The 16,176-nt window shown below is 70.7% G+C and carries 10 protein-coding genes and 3 pseudogenes; 7 read left to right on the top strand and 6 right to left on the bottom strand.

Going from position 1 to position 16,176, the window contains the following annotated elements:
* Positions 1–547: 547 nt before the first annotated feature.
* The gene (locus ACLML9_RS00065; RefSeq protein WP_411943501.1) at positions 548–5,158 is read right to left on the bottom strand and encodes a cation-translocating P-type ATPase; all 4,611 of its coding nucleotides are present in this window, start codon (positions 5,156–5,158) and stop codon (positions 548–550) included.
* A gap of 328 nt (positions 5,159–5,486) precedes the next feature.
* Between ACLML9_RS00065 and ACLML9_RS00060 the strand changes: the two genes are divergently transcribed.
* From ACLML9_RS00060 to ACLML9_RS00045, 4 genes are all read left to right on the top strand, one after another.
* The gene (locus tag ACLML9_RS00060; protein WP_411943500.1) at positions 5,487–7,010 is read left to right on the top strand and encodes an SDR family oxidoreductase; all 1,524 of its coding nucleotides are present in this window, start codon (positions 5,487–5,489) and stop codon (positions 7,008–7,010) included.
* A gap of 85 nt (positions 7,011–7,095) precedes the next feature.
* Positions 7,096–8,166, top strand: a complete 1,071-nt coding sequence (locus tag ACLML9_RS00055; protein ID WP_411943499.1) for a DNA glycosylase AlkZ-like family protein — start codon at positions 7,096–7,098, stop codon at positions 8,164–8,166.
* Between the two features lie 157 nt (positions 8,167–8,323).
* Positions 8,324–10,333, top strand: a complete 2,010-nt coding sequence (locus tag ACLML9_RS00050; protein ID WP_411943498.1) for a TerD family protein — start codon at positions 8,324–8,326, stop codon at positions 10,331–10,333.
* A gap of 131 nt (positions 10,334–10,464) precedes the next feature.
* Positions 10,465–11,652, top strand: coding sequence for a zinc-dependent alcohol dehydrogenase (locus tag ACLML9_RS00045; protein ID WP_411943518.1), 1,188 nt, complete (start codon positions 10,465–10,467; stop codon positions 11,650–11,652).
* 24 nt (positions 11,653–11,676) lie between these two features.
* Here the strand turns inward: ACLML9_RS00045 and ACLML9_RS00040 are convergent, their stop codons facing one another.
* Positions 11,677–12,414 (bottom strand): sulfite exporter TauE/SafE family protein, encoded by a 738-nt coding sequence (locus tag ACLML9_RS00040; protein ID WP_411943497.1) that lies wholly within the window; start codon positions 12,412–12,414, stop codon positions 11,677–11,679.
* A 180-nt stretch (positions 12,415–12,594) separates the two neighbouring features.
* Here ACLML9_RS00040 and ACLML9_RS00035 point away from each other — a divergent pair, with 180 nt between their 5' ends.
* Entirely contained in the window at positions 12,595–12,855 is a 261-nt protein-coding gene (locus tag ACLML9_RS00035) for a hypothetical protein (RefSeq protein WP_411943496.1), read from the top strand.
* A 14-nt stretch (positions 12,856–12,869) separates the two neighbouring features.
* On the opposite strand, the pseudogene ACLML9_RS00030 reads toward ACLML9_RS00035, so the two are convergent.
* The 3 genes and pseudogenes from ACLML9_RS00030 to ACLML9_RS00020 all read right to left on the bottom strand — a co-directional run.
* A pseudogene (locus ACLML9_RS00030) lies at positions 12,870–13,216 on the bottom strand (alcohol dehydrogenase); the annotation flags it as partial.
* A gap of 141 nt (positions 13,217–13,357) precedes the next feature.
* Positions 13,358–14,071 (bottom strand): 3'(2'),5'-bisphosphate nucleotidase CysQ, encoded by a 714-nt coding sequence (locus ACLML9_RS00025; RefSeq protein ID WP_411943495.1) that lies wholly within the window; start codon positions 14,069–14,071, stop codon positions 13,358–13,360.
* Between the two features lie 124 nt (positions 14,072–14,195).
* Positions 14,196–14,342 carry a DUF1059 domain-containing protein gene (locus ACLML9_RS00020; protein ID WP_063814553.1) on the bottom strand — a complete coding sequence of 49 codons (147 nt, stop codon included), beginning with the start codon at positions 14,340–14,342 and terminating at the stop codon, positions 14,196–14,198.
* A gap of 86 nt (positions 14,343–14,428) precedes the next feature.
* Between ACLML9_RS00020 and ACLML9_RS00015 the strand changes: the two are divergent.
* A pseudogene (locus tag ACLML9_RS00015) lies at positions 14,429–14,556 on the top strand (acetyl-CoA C-acyltransferase); the annotation flags it as partial.
* On the opposite strand, the pseudogene ACLML9_RS00010 reads toward ACLML9_RS00015, so the two are convergent.
* Positions 14,557–15,473, bottom strand: a pseudogene (locus ACLML9_RS00010) (cytochrome P450).
* A 116-nt stretch (positions 15,474–15,589) separates the two neighbouring features.
* Between ACLML9_RS00010 and ACLML9_RS00005 the strand changes: the two are divergent.
* Positions 15,590–16,117, top strand: coding sequence for an SAM-dependent methyltransferase (locus ACLML9_RS00005; RefSeq protein WP_411943494.1), 528 nt, complete (start codon positions 15,590–15,592; stop codon positions 16,115–16,117).
* Positions 16,118–16,176: the final 59 nt, after the last annotated feature.

Genomic DNA, 16,176 nt, shown 5'->3' with positions numbered 1-16,176 from the left:
AGGAGAACCGAACCGGTCGCTGATTCGAATACCGGCCGGAATTCGCCGGCCGACGAGGTTACTCGTGCCGAGCGGGTACCCGGGACGCGCGACGATTTTCCCGGGTCGGCGACAGAAGTCGAGGAATATCGGGACGACGGAACGGATTTCCGGCGACGGCATATCGGCCCGGAGGAGAAGGCGGCGTCTCGCGCGGAGTGGCACCGCGTCCAAGGGGCCCGCAATCTCCAGCACCGCCGGGCGAGTCCGACCGTGGGTTCGGCGGGACAGCCGGACGAGGTTCGGGCCCGCGGTGCGCGTACTGCCGCCGGCAAGGCTTTTCGACGGCGACCGTGGTGGGCCCGCAGCTCGTCGCCGTCCGGGAAGGCTGCCCACGGGAACTGGTCCGCCGGGAGACACGCCGCGGGACGCCGGCAGGACGGCACGACGCGGTTCGCCGGGTGTGATCCGCCCTTCAACCGCGGTACCGCGAGTATCCGCCGATGGTGGGTATCCGACGGCGGCAGATCGAGTTCGGCGAAGATATTTGCTCTGTCGCCGCGAAACCTCAGGCGTACTGCGATGTCTCCGCTCGCGTCGGGGGCCCCTCGAGCTCGAGGGGACCCGGGACCGCGTCGGCCTGCCCGTCCTGTTCGGCCCCGGGTAGCAGCCGCGGCAGTACCGTGGCGCCCGCGGTCGCGGCCAGCGCCGAGGTGTTCGCGATCGTCCATCCGACCGGCCCCAGCGGAGTGCATCCGAAGTACGCCCCCAGACCGGGTGTCATCACGATCACCCCCAGCACCGCGCCACTGGCGGCGGTGGTGAGCCAGACGAGGGGGCTGCGGTAGCCCGCCACCAGAGTCTGACCGAGCTGGGTGCCGATCAGTGCCACCAGACCGATGGTGTCCGCACGACGCTGCGTACCGGTGTAGCGACCGGCCATCCAGGCGACCGAGGCGCCGGTGGCCGTCGCGACCCCGCGAACCCCGATGGTGCGCAGCAGGTCGGCGCCGAGGCTGGCCGGGGGAATCGCGGCGAGCTGACCCGCGCGCTGTTCGACCCAGCGCGGATCGTTGTCGGGTTCGGGAGTCTCCTGATCGCCGGCCAGGGCGAGCGCGAGCGCGGGGAACATATCGGTCAACAGGTTCACCAGCAGGAACTGGCGGGTCCCCAGCGGAGCGCGGCCGCCGACGGCGGTACCGAACAGCGTGAACGCGACCTCGCCCGCGTTACCGCCGACCAGGACGGCCACCGCGTCGGCCACCCGCTGCCACATACTGCGGCCCTCGACCAGCGCGTGCAGCAGCGCCCGCGGATCCGGTTCGGTAAGGACCAGGTCGGCGGCATTGCGGGCGGCCGCCGAACCGTGCGCGGCGATCCCGATCCCGATATCCGCGGTCCGGATGGCCGCGGCGTCGTTGCTGCCGTCGCCGGTCATACCCACCACATGTCCGGTCCGGCGCAGCGCGGCCACGATACGCACCTTCTGCTCAGGGTCGACGCGGGCGAACACGGTGCTGCGTTCGATGAGTTCGGTCTGCGCGGTGTCGTCGAGTTCGTCGAGGTCGGCACCGGTGGTGACGGTGTCGACGGTGATGCCCAGCCGACGCGCGACGGCCGCCGCCGTGACCGGATGATCGCCGGTGATCATCCGGACCCCGACACCGTTGTCCTCGAGCGCGCGGACGAGATACGGAGTCTGCGGCCGGGGCGTATCGGCGATCCCGAGGAATCCCATCAGGGTCAGCCCCTCGACCACGTCCTCGACATCGTCGGGCGGATCGGACAGGTCGCGCCGGGCCACCACCAGCACCCGCAGACCCTGTTCCGCGAGATCGTGCACGGTGGCCTCGGCCCGCTCGCGCCGACCGTCGGTGAACGCCACATCCGTCTTACCGGACGCGCCGCCGCGGACCCGGGTGCACCGGGGTAGTACGACCTCCGGCGCACCCTTGACCACCAGGCGCAGTTTGTGCGCGGTCCGGCCGAACGCCGCCGCGTACCCGCGGTTGGATTCGAATGGTATTTCGTCGATCGGGTCCCACCGGTGCGCGTCCTCGCCCAGGATCTCGGTGGCAGCGTCCAGTACGGCCCGGTCCGTGGCGTGCAGGACCGGCCCGCTGTCCGGGTCGGGGCAGGCCCGCGCCGCGGCCCGCAGCAGCCGCCGGGCGGCATCGCTGTCGCTGCCGGGCTCCCACTGCTCGTCCAGGTCGGCGAGCGCGGTCAACCGCAACCGGCCCTCGGTGAGGGTGCCGGTTTTGTCGAAGCACAGGGTGTCCACCCGGCCCAGGGCCTCGACCGCGCGGTTGGCGCGGACCAGAACGCCGTAGCGGGACAGCCGCCGTGCCGCGGCGAGCTGTGCCACGGTGGCGACCAGGGGCAGCCCTTCGGGCACCGCCGCGACCGCGACACCGACCCCGTCGGCGATCGCCGCCCGCAGGGTGCGGCCGCGGAGACCACCGAGCGCGGTCACGATCGCGCCGCCGGACAGGGTGAGCGGTAGCGCGCGATCGGTGAGGGCCCGCAACTGCGCTTGGACACCGCCCTTCTCCGGGGGTACCGCGCCCGCGGTGGCGCGCCCCGCCTGGGTATCGGCGCCGACCGCGACGACCACGGCCACCGCGGATCCGCTCACCACCGTCGTGCCCTCGAAAACGAGGCAGGCGCGGTCGCCGAGCGCCGCACCCGGCGTGGCCTCGACCTGTTTGGGTACCGTCACCGACTCGCCGGTCAATCCGGACTCGTCCATTTCCAGATCCTCGGCGCGCAACAGCCGGGCGTCGGCGGGCACGACCTCACCCGCCCGGATTGTGAACACATCACCGACCACCAGACAATCGGCGGGAAGGTCCGTGGCGGCCGGGTCCTCGGTGTCGATATCGGCGCGGTCGATCACCCGCCCGGCCAATCGCTCGCCCTCGATGAGGTCGAACAATTCGTTCTCGGCCGCCTGGCGCTGGCGCGCGGAGATCATGGCATTGACGGTGAGTACCGACGACAGCAGTACCGCGTCGGACGGCGAGCCGAGAATCGCGGTCGCCGCGGCGCCGACCCCCAATATCGGAGTCAGCGGATCGGCCAACTCCCGGCGCATATGGCCGAGAAAATCGCTCAGCGACGACAGCCGGGCCGCCACCGCGCCGCGGTCCGCCGGTTCGTCGGTGGCGCGTTCGGCCGCCGGTGCCGGTTCGGGCAGCCGGACCAGCACCTCGTCCGGTTCCAGCGCGTGCCAGGGCAGCTGTGGCGCGTGCTCGGTGGACGGGCGGGCCCGGACCGCGCGCGCGCCGGCCATCGCACCGTTGACCAGGCCGGCGAAATTCGCGGCGATCATGGGTGCGGACCGCGAGCGGGAGGCGGGCGAGGCCGCGAGCAGCAACCCGGTCAGGCTGCACGCCGACAGCGCCAGGGTGCGGCCGCGTTCGCTGACCTGGCGGGCGGGCCCCACCACGGCGAGGGTGCGCTGCACCTGGCCGAGGTCACGGCACAGCAGATCAGCCGTCCAGGGCACATGGATACCGCCGCCTTTGCAGCCGATGATGCCGACCGCGACGTCGGCGTGGTCGAGTGCCTTGTGCGCGCGGGTGGCCAGCACGGCGACCACATGCCCCTGCTTCTGGAGGCGGTGGACATGGGAACTGAGCGAGCCCTGGGCATTCACGAATTCGTCGGCGAGGGTGCGGAGTTCGCCGGCGTCCCGGTGGCCGGCGAGCACCACCCGCAGTCCGGCCCGCCGCGCCGTGCCGAGCACATCGTGTGCCCGCGGGTCGAGCTCCCGTCCGATCAGTACACGGCCGAGGGCCCGCTTGCCCTCACGCAACTCCCGCCATACCGGGCGGTTGGTGGTACCGCGGTCGGGAGCACCCGACTCGGGTCGGACCAGCCGCACCGCCTTCTTGCCCCCCGGATCGGCCTCGTCGGTGCCGGCCCACAGCAGCCGTTGCGCGGCGCTCCAGACCCGCGCCTCCGGCCAGCCCTCATCGGTCGTCTCCACCTCGAGCACCACTCGCCCGGATGTGGCCAGTGCTTCGCCGTCGACCACCAGAGCGGTGAGCCTGTCGAGCCGCCGCCACACCGCCGGATGCAGAGTGAGCACCCCGGCGCCGGCGAGCGCGGTGGACACCGTCGCAGCGAACACCTCCCGGCCCGCGCGGGCCGTTTTCGGTGCGCCCAGCAAGAGGGCGTCCGGAACGTCACCGATCCGGCCCAGGCCGGCCAGTGTGGCGGCTCCAGCCAGCGAGGCGGCCGCCGTTTCGTCGGCGACCCGCTCCACCGGGCCCCGCGGCATTTCGGCCGGCCGGGTATAGGGCGGGAGCGGTTCGGCGACCCCGAAATGCTCGGCGTCGACGATATCGGCCTCCCACTGCTGCCACTGCCCGCGCCGGGCCAGCGCCTCGGTGAGGATGAAGCCGCGCTGGACGGTATCGGCCAGCAGGTTGGTGACGCCACCGGCCGCGCCCTCTCCCAGCGCGGCGCCCGCGGCGTTGGCGATGGCGAGGAGCAGGTCGGCGCGGGAGCGGCCCAGCCGCTGTTCCAGATGTGTGCGCAGCCGGGGCTGGGCGTCGATGAATGCCGCCACCGCGCGCACACTATGCATCACACCGCGCAGTGGCGGCACCGTACCCGCGGCCGACACCGCGATGGCACACACGTCACCGGCCACTTCGATGGCCGCGGCCAGGACCGGTTCCCGGTCGGCCGGGAATTCGGCGGCACGACTCCAGTCGGCATCGGCGACATCGGACTCCTCTTCGACCTCTTCCACCACCGCCAGCAGTTTCTCCAGGTCGGCGCCGCTGGACAGCGCGGTGACGATCCGGCCGGTGACCGCGTTGACCCGCCACCACTCCACGCCGCGCAGCCGGCCGAGGCGCCGGTCGAGCGACCGGGTCACCGCCGACCCCTGACCGTTGTCCAGACCGCGCACCTCGATGGTCGCGTGATCCTCGCTCACCTCGACCCGGCGCTGGGCGCGGCGGTCACGCGGGTCGATCAATGCCGCCAGATCGTCGCGCAGGCTCGCCGCCTCGTCGGACTCGAGCGTCGAGAGACCGGAGGCGACCGTCGTGACGACTTTCTCCGCCGCCCGCCACGGTGCCTCCACCGCCCGGATACCGGTATCGACGGCACGGCCGGTTCCGGTGCGCACCACCGCTGCCGCGGCGGAGGCCGGAGCGGTCAACAAGCGAGGAGACAGCATGCTTCGCACAGAGGAACCCATGGGGGGCGCCTACCCTGAGCAGACCCGGTCAAACGCTGCCGACCGGCATATCCGCCGCTCGGAACGCGGTCGCGGCGGTGGGTATCGAGTGTGCGTCGGTACCCGGGTGCGGCGGTGCCGGCAGTGTCCGCGGTACCGCTCCCGGGCTAGCCTGCAGGGGAAGGGGTAAGGCAGTAACCACCTACTCGGCAGGGCACGGCGCGGGCGCGAGACCCGGCGGTCGCGGCGGGCGCCCAGCAAGCGGTTCTCGCCGTGCTGCGGTTGCGGGCAACCTCGACGGAGGAATCCTATGCGTTGTGTGGTGTTCGGGGCGACCGGTTACCTCGGTGGCCGACTGGTCCCGGAACTCCTGCGCGCCGGTCATACCGTGCGGGTGCTCGCGCGGACTCCGGGCAAGCTCACCGACGCGCCGTGGCGCGACCGGGTGGAGATCGTCCGCGGTGATGTCACGGTCGCCGCGGATGTGCGCGCAGCGCTGGCGGGCCAGGAGGTCCTGTACTACCTGGTCCATTCGCTGACCCGCGCGGATTTCGACACCGTGGACCGCGAGGCGGCGACCATCGTCGCCCGGGAGGCCGCGGCGGCCGGGCTCGGCCGGATCGTCTACCTCGGTGGGATAGCGCCCGCCGGACAGGACCTGTCCCGGCATCTGTCCTCGCGCGCGGAGGTCGGCCGGATCCTGCTCGAGGGTGCCGTGCCCGCGCTGGTGTTCCGGGCGGCGGTGGTGATCGGTTCGGGTTCGGCCAGTTTCGAGATGCTGCGCTACCTCACCGAACGCCTGCCCGCGATGGTCACCCCGCGCTGGGTACGGTCGCGGATCCAGCCGATCGCCGTCCGGGATGTGCTGTACTACCTGACCCGGGCGGCGGAACTCCCGGCCACCGTGACCGGCGCGTTCGATATCGGAGGGCCGGATGTCCTCACCTACGAACAGATGATGCGGGTGTACGCGGAGGTGGCCGGGCTGCCGCGGCGGGTGATCATCCCGGTCCCGGTGCTGACGCCGTGGCTGTCGGCGCAGTGGGTGAACCTGGTGACGCCCGTGCCCCGGGCGATCGCGGTTCCCCTGATGGAATCCCTGGTCAACGATGTCGTATGCGCCGAGCACGAGATCGCCGCACACATCCCCGACCCCGACGGAGGTCTCACCGGGGTCCGGCGCGCCGTGGAACTGGCATTGACCCGCATCCGGGATGCGGATGTGCCGACCCGCTGGTCGGATGCCGGCCCCGGGCCCGCCGAGCCGTTGCCCACGGATCCGGCGTGGTCGGGCGGATCCCTCTACCAGGACCGCCGGGAACGTCCGACGACCGCGGATCCGGCCGCGCTGTGGACGATGATCGAGTCGATCGGCGGCGAACACGGCTGGTATTCGTTCCCGCTGGCCTGGTCGCTGCGCGGCTGGCTGGACCGCCTCGCCGGCGGGGTCGGGCTGCGCCGCGGCCGGCGCGACCCGCACCGGCTCCACGAGGGCGAGGCACTGGACTGGTGGCGGGTGGAGCGGATCGAACGGCCCACCCTGTTGCGCCTGCGCGCGGAAATGCGGGTGCCGGGCCGGGCCTGGCTCGAGCTGGAAGTCGGGCCCGGCGATGGAGATGCCGGCGCGGTCTACCGGCAGCGTGCCGTATTCGAGCCGCACGGGCTGGCCGGGCATCTGTACTGGAAGTCAATCGTGCCGTTCCATGCCCTGGTCTTCGGCGGGATGGCCCGGAACATCACCGGCGCGGCCGAGAAATCGGACGGTGGTCGCGGCGGCCCCGCCCGGACCGGCGCGTTGGGGCTGCTACACCGCCCGGGCGGGGGGAAGCGCTGAATCCTGCCCGGTAACGACCTGTTTCGGCGTGGGTGTGCGCAGCCGACGCGGCACGGTGTCGGAGGGCGCCGTTACCCTCGGGCCCATGTCACTGGCATGGTTGCGTTCCCACGCCGTCGCCTGGTCACTGCCGCGCAGTCCGGGCTCACTCGCCGAGGCCCTGGCCGAATTGGAGTTCGTGCAGGCCGACCCCATCCGTTCGCCCGCCCGGGCGCAGGACCTGATCCTGCGGCATCGGGTGCGTGGCTACCGGGCCGGCGATCTCGACCGTGACTACCGCGCACTCGGAATCGACGAGGATCTCCTCTACGCCTACGGCTACACCGTGCCCCGGCTGCGCCCGTACCTGCATCCCCGCCACCATCCGCGGGGTACCGACGGCGAGTTCCCGCACAACGGGCAGTCGGCGGCGGTACTGGATTTCGTCCGCGAACGCGGTGTGGTGCACCCGCGCGAGCTGCAGGCGCATTTCGGGCACCGCGGCGTGGTCAATGCCTGGGGTGGCACCTCGTCGGCCACCACCGTCGCACTCGAGGAACTCCACCGTTACGGGCTGCTCCGGGTGGCCGACCGCGTTTCCGGTATCCGCCGCTACGAGATCGCCGAGCTCCCGGATGTCACCCTGGACCCGGTCGAGCGCCGACGGGTCCTGGCGCTGCGGGTAGCCCGCACGCTCGCCCCCGCCACCGAATCGACCCTGGCCGCCACGGTCAATCGTATCGTCCGGCCGATCGGCGGCGCGACCGGCTCGGCGACCATCCGTGAACTCCTGGCCACCGGCGAACTGTCCGCCCTCACCGTCGACGGAGTCCGCTACCTGTGGCCGTCGGATCTGGCGCCCGCCGAGCGCGCGCCGCAGGCACGGGTCCGCTTCCTCGCGCCCTTCGATCCCCTCGTCTGGGACCGGAAACGCTTCGGCCGGATCTGGGGCTGGGACTATCGATTCGAGGCCTACACCCCCGTCGCCCAGCGGGTCCGCGGGTACTACGCGATGCCCATGCTGTGGCGCGACCGCGTGATCGGCTGGGCGAACTGCGCGGGTCCGGGCGGCGCGGTCGAGGTCGGATATGTGGACAGTGCCCCGAAGGGCCGGGCCTTCGCCACCGCCCTGGACGCGGAAATCCAACGCCTGCATACCTTCCTGGGCCCGAACTGATTCCTGCGCGGGCGGTGCCCGAGCGGCGTCTCCGCATGTGTTGCGTGGAAATTTATGTGCAACCGTGTTTTTCGGACAGATTTGCCGTAACGGCACCACCACCAGCCTCGATCTGTGAGTGACACATAACACGTTTGAATCGGATCGAGGTGGGGTCGTGACGTCTCCGTTGCTGTCCAAGGGACAGAACCTGCAGTTGCCAGGTGATGTGGTGCAGGTCGATGTGGTGCTGGGCTGGACGGAATCGGAAGTGGAAGTCGATGCCTCCGCACTGCTGCTCGACTCGGCCGGGAAGGTCCGGTCGGATGCGGATTTCGTGTTCTACAACCAGCCGGAATCCCGGGACGGATCGGTCCGTTTCCTGGGCACCAGCGCGACCGAGGAAGGGGCACAGGCCCGGGTCGCGCTCAACCTCTCGGCGGTGCCCCTGGAGGTGCAGACGGTCGCGCTGGCCGGCAGTCTCACCACGGGCAGATTCGGGGATCTCGGCAAACTCGCGTTCCGGGTGGTCGACGCGGCGGGGCACGTGCTGGCCGAGTACGTGACCGCCGACGCGGTGAGCGAATCCGCGTTCGTCTTCGGCGAGGTGTACCGCCGCGGCGACGCGTGGAAGGTTCGGGCGGTCGGGCAGGGCTGGGATTCGGGCCTGGCCGGTCTGGCCACGGATTTCGGGGTGTCCGTCGATGACGACGCCGCGGAGGATCCGAGCACACCGACCGAGCCGGAGCCAGGGCCGGTGGTGTCGGCAGTTTCCGAGTCCTCCGCCGATGATGTGGTGGCGGCGGCAGTGACGAACACCCCGCCGTCCCAGCCGAAGCGCCGCGGTGTGCGCACTGCGAAGCGCCCGGTGCGGACCAGCAAGCCGATCGAGTTCGTGCTGGCCGAGAACGAGGCATGGCAGCCGGCGCGCTTGTTCTCGGTGGCCGGAGTCGGCGCCGGAGAGGAACAGGAACGCCGAGCCACTTCTGCGCTGGTCGCCACCATGCAGGCAGTTCATCCATTCGCGCGAGCGTTGTGCTCTCGGGTTGGGGCGCCGGCGGGAACATTCGAAGGGTATTTCGAAGTCCAGTACGACCGCGGTGACGGAAGGGTGATCCCGGACGCCGTGTTCCGGGTAGCCCGTGGGGGCCGGCTGTGGACCGGCCTGTTGGAAGTCAAGACTGGGGGCGGGAAGCTGCGGAGGGAGCAGCTCGAGAGCTATCTCGATGTGGCACGCAAGAAGAAGTACGACGCGGTGATCAGCCTGTCCAACGACATTCCCGCTGCTGCCGGCGAACTGCCGGTGCAGGTCGATCGCCGTAAACTCACCGAGGTCGCCCTGCGTCATCTGTCCTGGGCCGAGGTTTCGCACGAGGCGCGCCGCTTGCTGGCACACGGTGGTGTCGAGGATCCGTTGCAGGCGTGGCTGCTCGGGGAGTTTCTGCGTTATCTGGACCACCCGCGCTCCGGGGCAACGGAATTCGTGGATATGGGTAGGCACTGGGTTGCGGTGCGCGATGCGGTCACGTCGGGCACCGTGCGGGGTGGTGACCAGAAGGCGGCGGCGGTGGCCGAGCGGTGGGTGTCGCTGTCGCGTCACCTGGCGCTGCGACTGACCGCCGAACTTGGTGTCACCGTGAAACACGTGCTGCCGCGTCGGCACGCCGCCGATCCGGCGGCACGGAATGCCGCGGTGGCGGAGCGGCTGGCCGCCGAGGGTGTGTTCGAGGCGGTGCTGCGGATACCGGAGACGGCCGGTGATCTCGTCGTCGTCGCCGATATCCGGACGAACAGGATCCGTTCGCGCATCTCGGTCGCAGCACCCGGGGAGGGGACGTCGTCGCGACGGCTGTCGTGGCTGCTCAAACAGCTCGCGGAAGCGCCGGGATCGGTGCAGGTCGAGGCGGTGTTCTCCGAACGCGGCCATACCACCTGCGAACATCTCGACGCCGTGCGCGCCGACCCCAAGGCGCTGACCACCGGCCGGACGGGTGAGATCGTCTCCTTCACGCTCGAACAGAGCTTCCCGATGGGCAACCGGCGCTCCGGAACTGCGGCGAGTTTCATCACCAGCGTGACCTCCTCGGTCGACGACTTCTACGGAAAGGTTGTCCAGCCGCTTCGGGAGTGGACCCCCGCCGCCCCGAAACAGGCCGAGCCGCTGCTGCCCGCGGCGGCCGACGTCTGAGGCATTGCGCGTTTGTCCCCGAAGGTGGCGGGTAGCCGCTCACGGATCGGCCCCGGCAGGCCGCGGCCGGGCCGGATCGCGGCCCACTCGCCCTGCCGGGGCGGCAGTACTCGAGTCCGGAGGTGGCGGAGATGAAGGCGGTGACCTGGCAGGGTAAGCGGGAGGTATCGGTCGAGGAGGTGCCGGATCCGGGGATCCGGGAGCCGGGCGACGCGGTTGTCCGGGTGACCTCCACGGCGATCTGTGGTTCGGATCTGCACCTGTACGAACTGCTCGCTGCCTATATGACCCCGGGCGATGTGCTGGGTCACGAGCCGATCGGCATCGTGGAAGAGGTGGGGTCCGAGGTGCGGAACCTGTCGGCGGGCGATCGGGTGGTGGTGCCGTTCCAGATCAGTTGCGGCCGGTGCGAGATGTGCCGGCAGGGCCTGATGACGCAGTGCGAGACCACGCAGGTCCTAGATCAGGGCTGTGGGGCGGCGCTGTTCGGCTACTCGAAGCTGTACGGCCAGGTGCCCGGCGGTCAGGCCGAATATCTGCGGGTACCGCACGCGGATTTCACCCATATCCGGGTGCCGTCCGACGCGGACGATACGCGCTACCTGTTCCTGTCCGACGTGCTGCCGACCGCGTGGCAGGCCGTGGAGTACGCGGGCGTTCCGGAGGGCGGGTCGGTGACAGTGCTCGGGCTGGGGCCGATCGGCGATATGGCCGCCCGGATCGCGCACCATCGCGGGCTCCGGGTGATCGGGGTGGATCTCGTTCCCGAGCGGCTGGACCGCGTCGCCGCGCGCGGTATCGAAACCATCGACCTGCGGGCGGTCGGTGACGGACTGGCCGATGCCATCCGCGACCGCACCGAGGGCCGGGGCACCGATTCGGTGATCGAGGCGGTCGGGATGGAGGCGCACGGGTCGCCGCTGGCCGCTACGGCGCAGCGTGTGGCGTCGTATCTGCCGACCCGGTTGGCGCGGCCCGCGATGGACACGATGAGTGTGGACCGGCTCGCGGCGCTGCACACCGCGATCGATATCGTCCGGCGCGGGGGCACCATCTCGATCATCGGTGTCTACGGCGGCACCGTGGATCCGATGCCGATGCGGATCTTGTTCGACAAACAGATCCAGTTGCGGATGGGTCAGGCGAATGTGAAGCGCTGGGCCGACGATATCCTGCCGCTGCTCGACGACAGCGATCCGCTGGGCGTGGATTCGTTCACCACCCACCGGATGCCGTTGTCGGCGGCGCCGGAGGCCTATCGGATGTTCCAGGCCAAGGAGGACGGTGCGGTCAAAGTGGTGCTCGACCCCGCCGCGTGAACCGGGCCCCGGCCACCGGCCCGGTCAGCTGATCGCGAGATAGACGGCGAGCCCGAACCCGCACAAAGCGACACCGATGCGCAGGGCGGTCGGCGGTAGGCGGGCCACCAGCGGTGGCCCGTACCAGCCGCCGGCGAACGCGCCCAGGCCCATCGCCAGCGCGGCGAGCCAGTGCACCGGCCCGAAGACGGCGAAACCCACGGCCGCGACCAGGTTGGCGACACCGGTCAGCACGCTCTTGAGCACACTGGCCCGCCAGATGGTCTCCGAGGTGCAGACAAGGATCAGGGCGAGGAACATGACGCCGACCCCCGCTCCGAAGTAGCCGCCGTACAGGGCGATGACCGCGGTGGCGAGCGGGTAGAGCCGGGGAAACGTCCGGCCGCCGGCGAGTTCGCGCAGTTTGGGCTGGAGCAGCAGGCTCGCCGAGGCCATGGCGATGAGGAAGGGCACGACGGCGGCGAAGACCTCCGCCGGGGTGGTGAGCAGGAGGGCGGCGCCGCCGAGCCCGCCGAGGGCGGCGCAACCGGCGTGGACCAGCAGCGCCCGGGAAGTGTCGTTGACCGCCGCGCCCGCCTTCGCGGTCGAGCCGACTCCGACGGCGACCATGGCGACGGTATTGGTCACATTGGCCGAGACCGGCGAGAGCCCGGCGGCGAGCAGGGCCGGATATGAGATCAGCGAGGCGATGCCGGTCACGTACCCGACGAGCCCGGCGAAGAATCCGGCGACCGTGACGAGGCAGAAGGTGAGCACGGTCAACAGTGGATCTCCTCGTGGAACAGAGGCCGGCGGGCGGCGCCGCCGCGGTCGGAGGTGGGACGACCGGGACACCTTTGGGAGTGCCGGTCGTCGCGGCGCCGTTGCCGGATCGTGCCGGAGACGATCTGCCGCAGCATAACGGTCGTACGGGTTACCGTGGCGAGGACCCGCGGTTGCCCGATGGCCGGGGTGGGGGCGTATTGTGCCGCCGCCGCGGAATTTGCGGCGAACGCCGAGCTGGGCATCAACTACGGCTCGAACAAGGTCCGGTTCCCCAGACCGGTGCCGGTGGGCGCGAAGGTGCGGTCCACGGCCGTGCTGGCCGATGCGGCCGAGGTGTCCGGCGGTGCGCTGCAGCTGGTCGTGCAACACACGGTGGAGATCGAGGGTGGGGCGAAGCCGGCATTGATCGCGGAGGCGGTGAGCCGGGTCGTGTTCTGACCCGGCCCCGCGGGTCAGCGGTCCGCGTCGGTGAAGCGGATGATTCCGCGGATATTGCGGCCCTCGAGCATATCGGCGACACCCTCGTTGATCTGCTCGAGGGTGATCATATCGCCGAGCCCGAGGTCGCCCAGTTTGTAGAGCGCGAGTACCTCGGGAATGAGGAGCTGCGGGTTTCCGCCACCGAACAAGGTGCCGCACAGACTCTTCTGCTTCGCCGGATCGTGGCCGTCGCACCGCCCGACCCGACGATCACCGTACGGCACATCTGGCCGCCGGTGACCTCCTCGATACCGCCGATAGCGCTGTCGATCGTCGGATAGATATGGGTGGCACCGAACTTCGCGGCCTGCGTCCGCTTCGATCGCTCACGTGCCGTTCTCCTGTCGTTGCGAACACATCCGACCATTGTGTGCCGCCCGGGACGCGCCGCGCACTCACCGGAATCGCGAGCGGGCCAGGACCGGTGCGGACGTGCGGGGCGGCCCGGCCGTCGGGCGTACTACTCCGACAGCGCCTTCAGGGCCAGTTCGGCCAGTTCGGGGCGGCAGATCAGCAGATCGGGGAGATAGGGATCGGGACGGTTGTAGATCAGCGGGCTTCCGTCCAGGCGGGAGACGTGCAACCCCGCCGCGGCCGCCACCGCGACCGGTGCGCACGAATCCCATTCGTACTGGCCGCCCGAATGGGCGTAGATATCGGCGATGCCCCGGACCACCGCCATCGCCTTGGCGCCGGCCGAGCCCATCGGAACTTCGGCCGCCCCCAGCCGGGCCACCAATCGCCGGACTTCGAAGGACGGCCGGCTGCGCGAGAGCGCCACCCGCACGGTCCCGGGCGACGGCGGTGGCGGGAGGACCGGCGGCCGGCCGGTGTGCAGCACCAGACCCTCGGCCGGAAGCGCCACCGCTCCCGCGGCGGGCTTTCCGTCCACCGCGAGCGCCACATGTACCGCCCAGTCCTTGCGTGCGGGTTCCCCGTATTCCCGGGTCCCGTCGAGCGGGTCGACGATCCACACCCGGGACTGCCGGACGCGGTCGCCGTCGTCGGGTGATTCCTCCGAGAGCACCGCGTCCGCCGGGCGTTCGGCGGCCAGCCGCCCGAGCAGGAAGTTGTCGGACCGCCGGTCGCCGACAGCGCCACCGAGTTCGCGGATGCCGAGCAGCAGTTCCCCGGCTTCGCCGGCCAATGTCGCGGCGAGTGTGTGGTCGTCCATGAGGATCCTTCCCGGCGAGCGGTGCCGCCCAGATCCATATACCACGGTGCGCCCGGTGCACTCGTCACACGGTTCCGCGGACCGGGCCGCCGAGCACCGGCCCGGACGGGGCCGGCGCGGCAGGTCAGTAGGCGATGAACAGGATCTCGTCGCGCGAGTAATCGTGGCCGGGGTGGTTCTCGGTGAGATGTTTGCGCACGACGTCGACCAGTTCGTCCTCGGTGGCGCCGGTCAGATGCTCGCCACAGGGGCAGTTGAGCCGTGTCTTCACGGGAATTCCTCTCTTCGCATTGAACGATCGGGAACAGCGTACGTCTCCGGTGGCCGGCACGAAGGCCATCGGCGGCCATCGCGACCGTGGCCGCGTCCGCCGCCCGGACGGTCACGACGCTGATCTATGAACTGCGCGCCGCGGCGGCGGGATCGGAGTGGTGGCGATGTGCGCCGTCGGCGGTCAGGGCGGCGCGGTGATTATCGAGGTCTGATCAGGCGCGTCGCACCGGCATCCGTTTGATGCCGTGAACGAAATCGCTGTGGACGTACTCCGGGTCGCCGAGCACCACCTCGGGGATCCGGGGCAGCAGCTCGTGGAAGAGCAACCGCAGTTGCATCCTGGCCAGCCATGCGCCCAGGCAGAAGTGGGCCCCACCGCCGCCGAAACCGGAATGCGGATTGGGGTCGCGGGTGAGGTCGAAGATATGGGGCGCGTCGAGTCCGGCCTCGTCGCGATTGGCCGAACAGTAGAACAGCACCAGTTTCTCTCCCGCCCGCACCCGGGTGCCCGCGACCTCGGTATCGGTCACCGCATGCCGGGCGAAATGAAGGACCGGCGTCGCCCAGCGGATGAACTCCTCGACCGCGCCGCCGAGCCGCGCCGCCGGATCTTCGAGCAGCCATTCGCGCTGCGCCGGATGGTCGACCAGCGCTTTGAAACCGTGGGAGGTGGTCTGTTTGTTGGTGTCGTTCCCCGCGGAAGCGAGCAGGACCATGAACGCGCCGATCTCCTCGTCGGTGAGGCGGTGGCCGCCCACCTCCGCGGCCACTATCGCGGACATCAGGTCGTCGCGTGGCGCGCGGCGGCGGCGCGCGGCGAGCTCGGTTCCGGCGCCGTGCAGGATGGTGAACTGGGACATGAAGAAATGATGCCCAGGCCCGAGGTGAACAGGTCCGGGTGGCGGCTGATGTAGGCGATATCGCGCTGCCGGGTCACCGCCCAGAATCCGGGTTCGGAATGTGGGAAAACAGCGGGTGCCGGTGCGTGCCAGGTGAGTCCGGGTTCGGCGCGCAACCGAGCGAAGACCTCGTCGCGGGCCGCGAAGTCACGGGCCCAGAACGCCGGTCCGGAGATATCGAGCCGGTGGAAGCCGCGGGTGCCGGCCGGGGCGCTGTCGGCAGGGTTCATGAGCGGCTCCGGGCTCGGCAGACCATGGGTACCGCACGCGGTGCAGGCGGGAGGCGAGCGCGCGCCGGTAGAAATACTGTAGTAGTGCGCGTGCCGGTTCGCGGCGGCTGCTTCCGGTGAATCGGGCGGCGCCCGGCGAGCGCGCTGCGGAGGGCGTCGAGCGGCGTCCCGAGATCGGAACCGCCCAACGCGCCGGACACTTCCGCGCCGGCTTCGCCGGGCATGCCGTGCAGCACGGAGACTCGGAGACGGCGTCCGAATGTCCGGACGGGGCCCGCCGGCCCGTCGGGGTCGACACCTCCCGGGCCAGTATCGCCCGGGTGTACGACGCCAGTCTCGGTGGTAAGGACAACTTCGAAGTCGATCGCCGAGTGCTCGACTCGGTGCTGGAGGTCGCGCCCGGGATGGCGGAGGTGTCGCGGTCGTTCGAGAGCGAGCCGGTCGGCCACCGATTCCGCGGGCCGCACGCTCGCCAGGGTCATGGCCACTCCGTCGGGCGCGATACGGCCATGTGCCGCGGTGTCGGACAAGGTCGGATCCCATTATGGTGCGGGTGCCCGGCGCGTTCGGGCGCCGGCGCCCCGCACGACTCCGGGGCACTGCCGTGCCGCTGGGCCGGCCGTGCCCCCGGTCGCGGGGATTAAATTTGGCGCGCACCGCAATACCGCGTCCACGCGCACACACATGCCGTTGTGCAATCCCA

Origin of the sequence: Nocardia sp. NPDC002869 (genome assembly GCF_046764065.1) — a bacterium.
Lineage (GTDB): Bacteria > Actinomycetota > Actinomycetes > Mycobacteriales > Mycobacteriaceae > Nocardia > Nocardia rhamnosiphila.
This window is presented reverse-complemented; position numbering and strand designations above follow the sequence as displayed.

Excerpts from the sequence above, each read along its gene's own strand:
- ACLML9_RS00055 (WP_411943499.1), top strand. The coding sequence starts at position 7,096 with ATGTCACTGGCATGGTTGCGTTCCCACGCCGTCGCCTGGTCACTGCCG.
- ACLML9_RS00045 (WP_411943518.1), top strand. The coding sequence starts at position 10,465 with ATGAAGGCGGTGACCTGGCAGGGTAAGCGGGAGGTATCGGTCGAGGAG.
- ACLML9_RS00060 (WP_411943500.1), top strand. The coding sequence starts at position 5,487 with ATGCGTTGTGTGGTGTTCGGGGCGACCGGTTACCTCGGTGGCCGACTG.
- ACLML9_RS00035 (WP_411943496.1), top strand. The coding sequence starts at position 12,595 with ATGGCCGGGGTGGGGGCGTATTGTGCCGCCGCCGCGGAATTTGCGGCG.
- ACLML9_RS00025 (WP_411943495.1), bottom strand. The coding sequence starts at position 14,071 with ATGGACGACCACACACTCGCCGCGACATTGGCCGGCGAAGCCGGGGAA.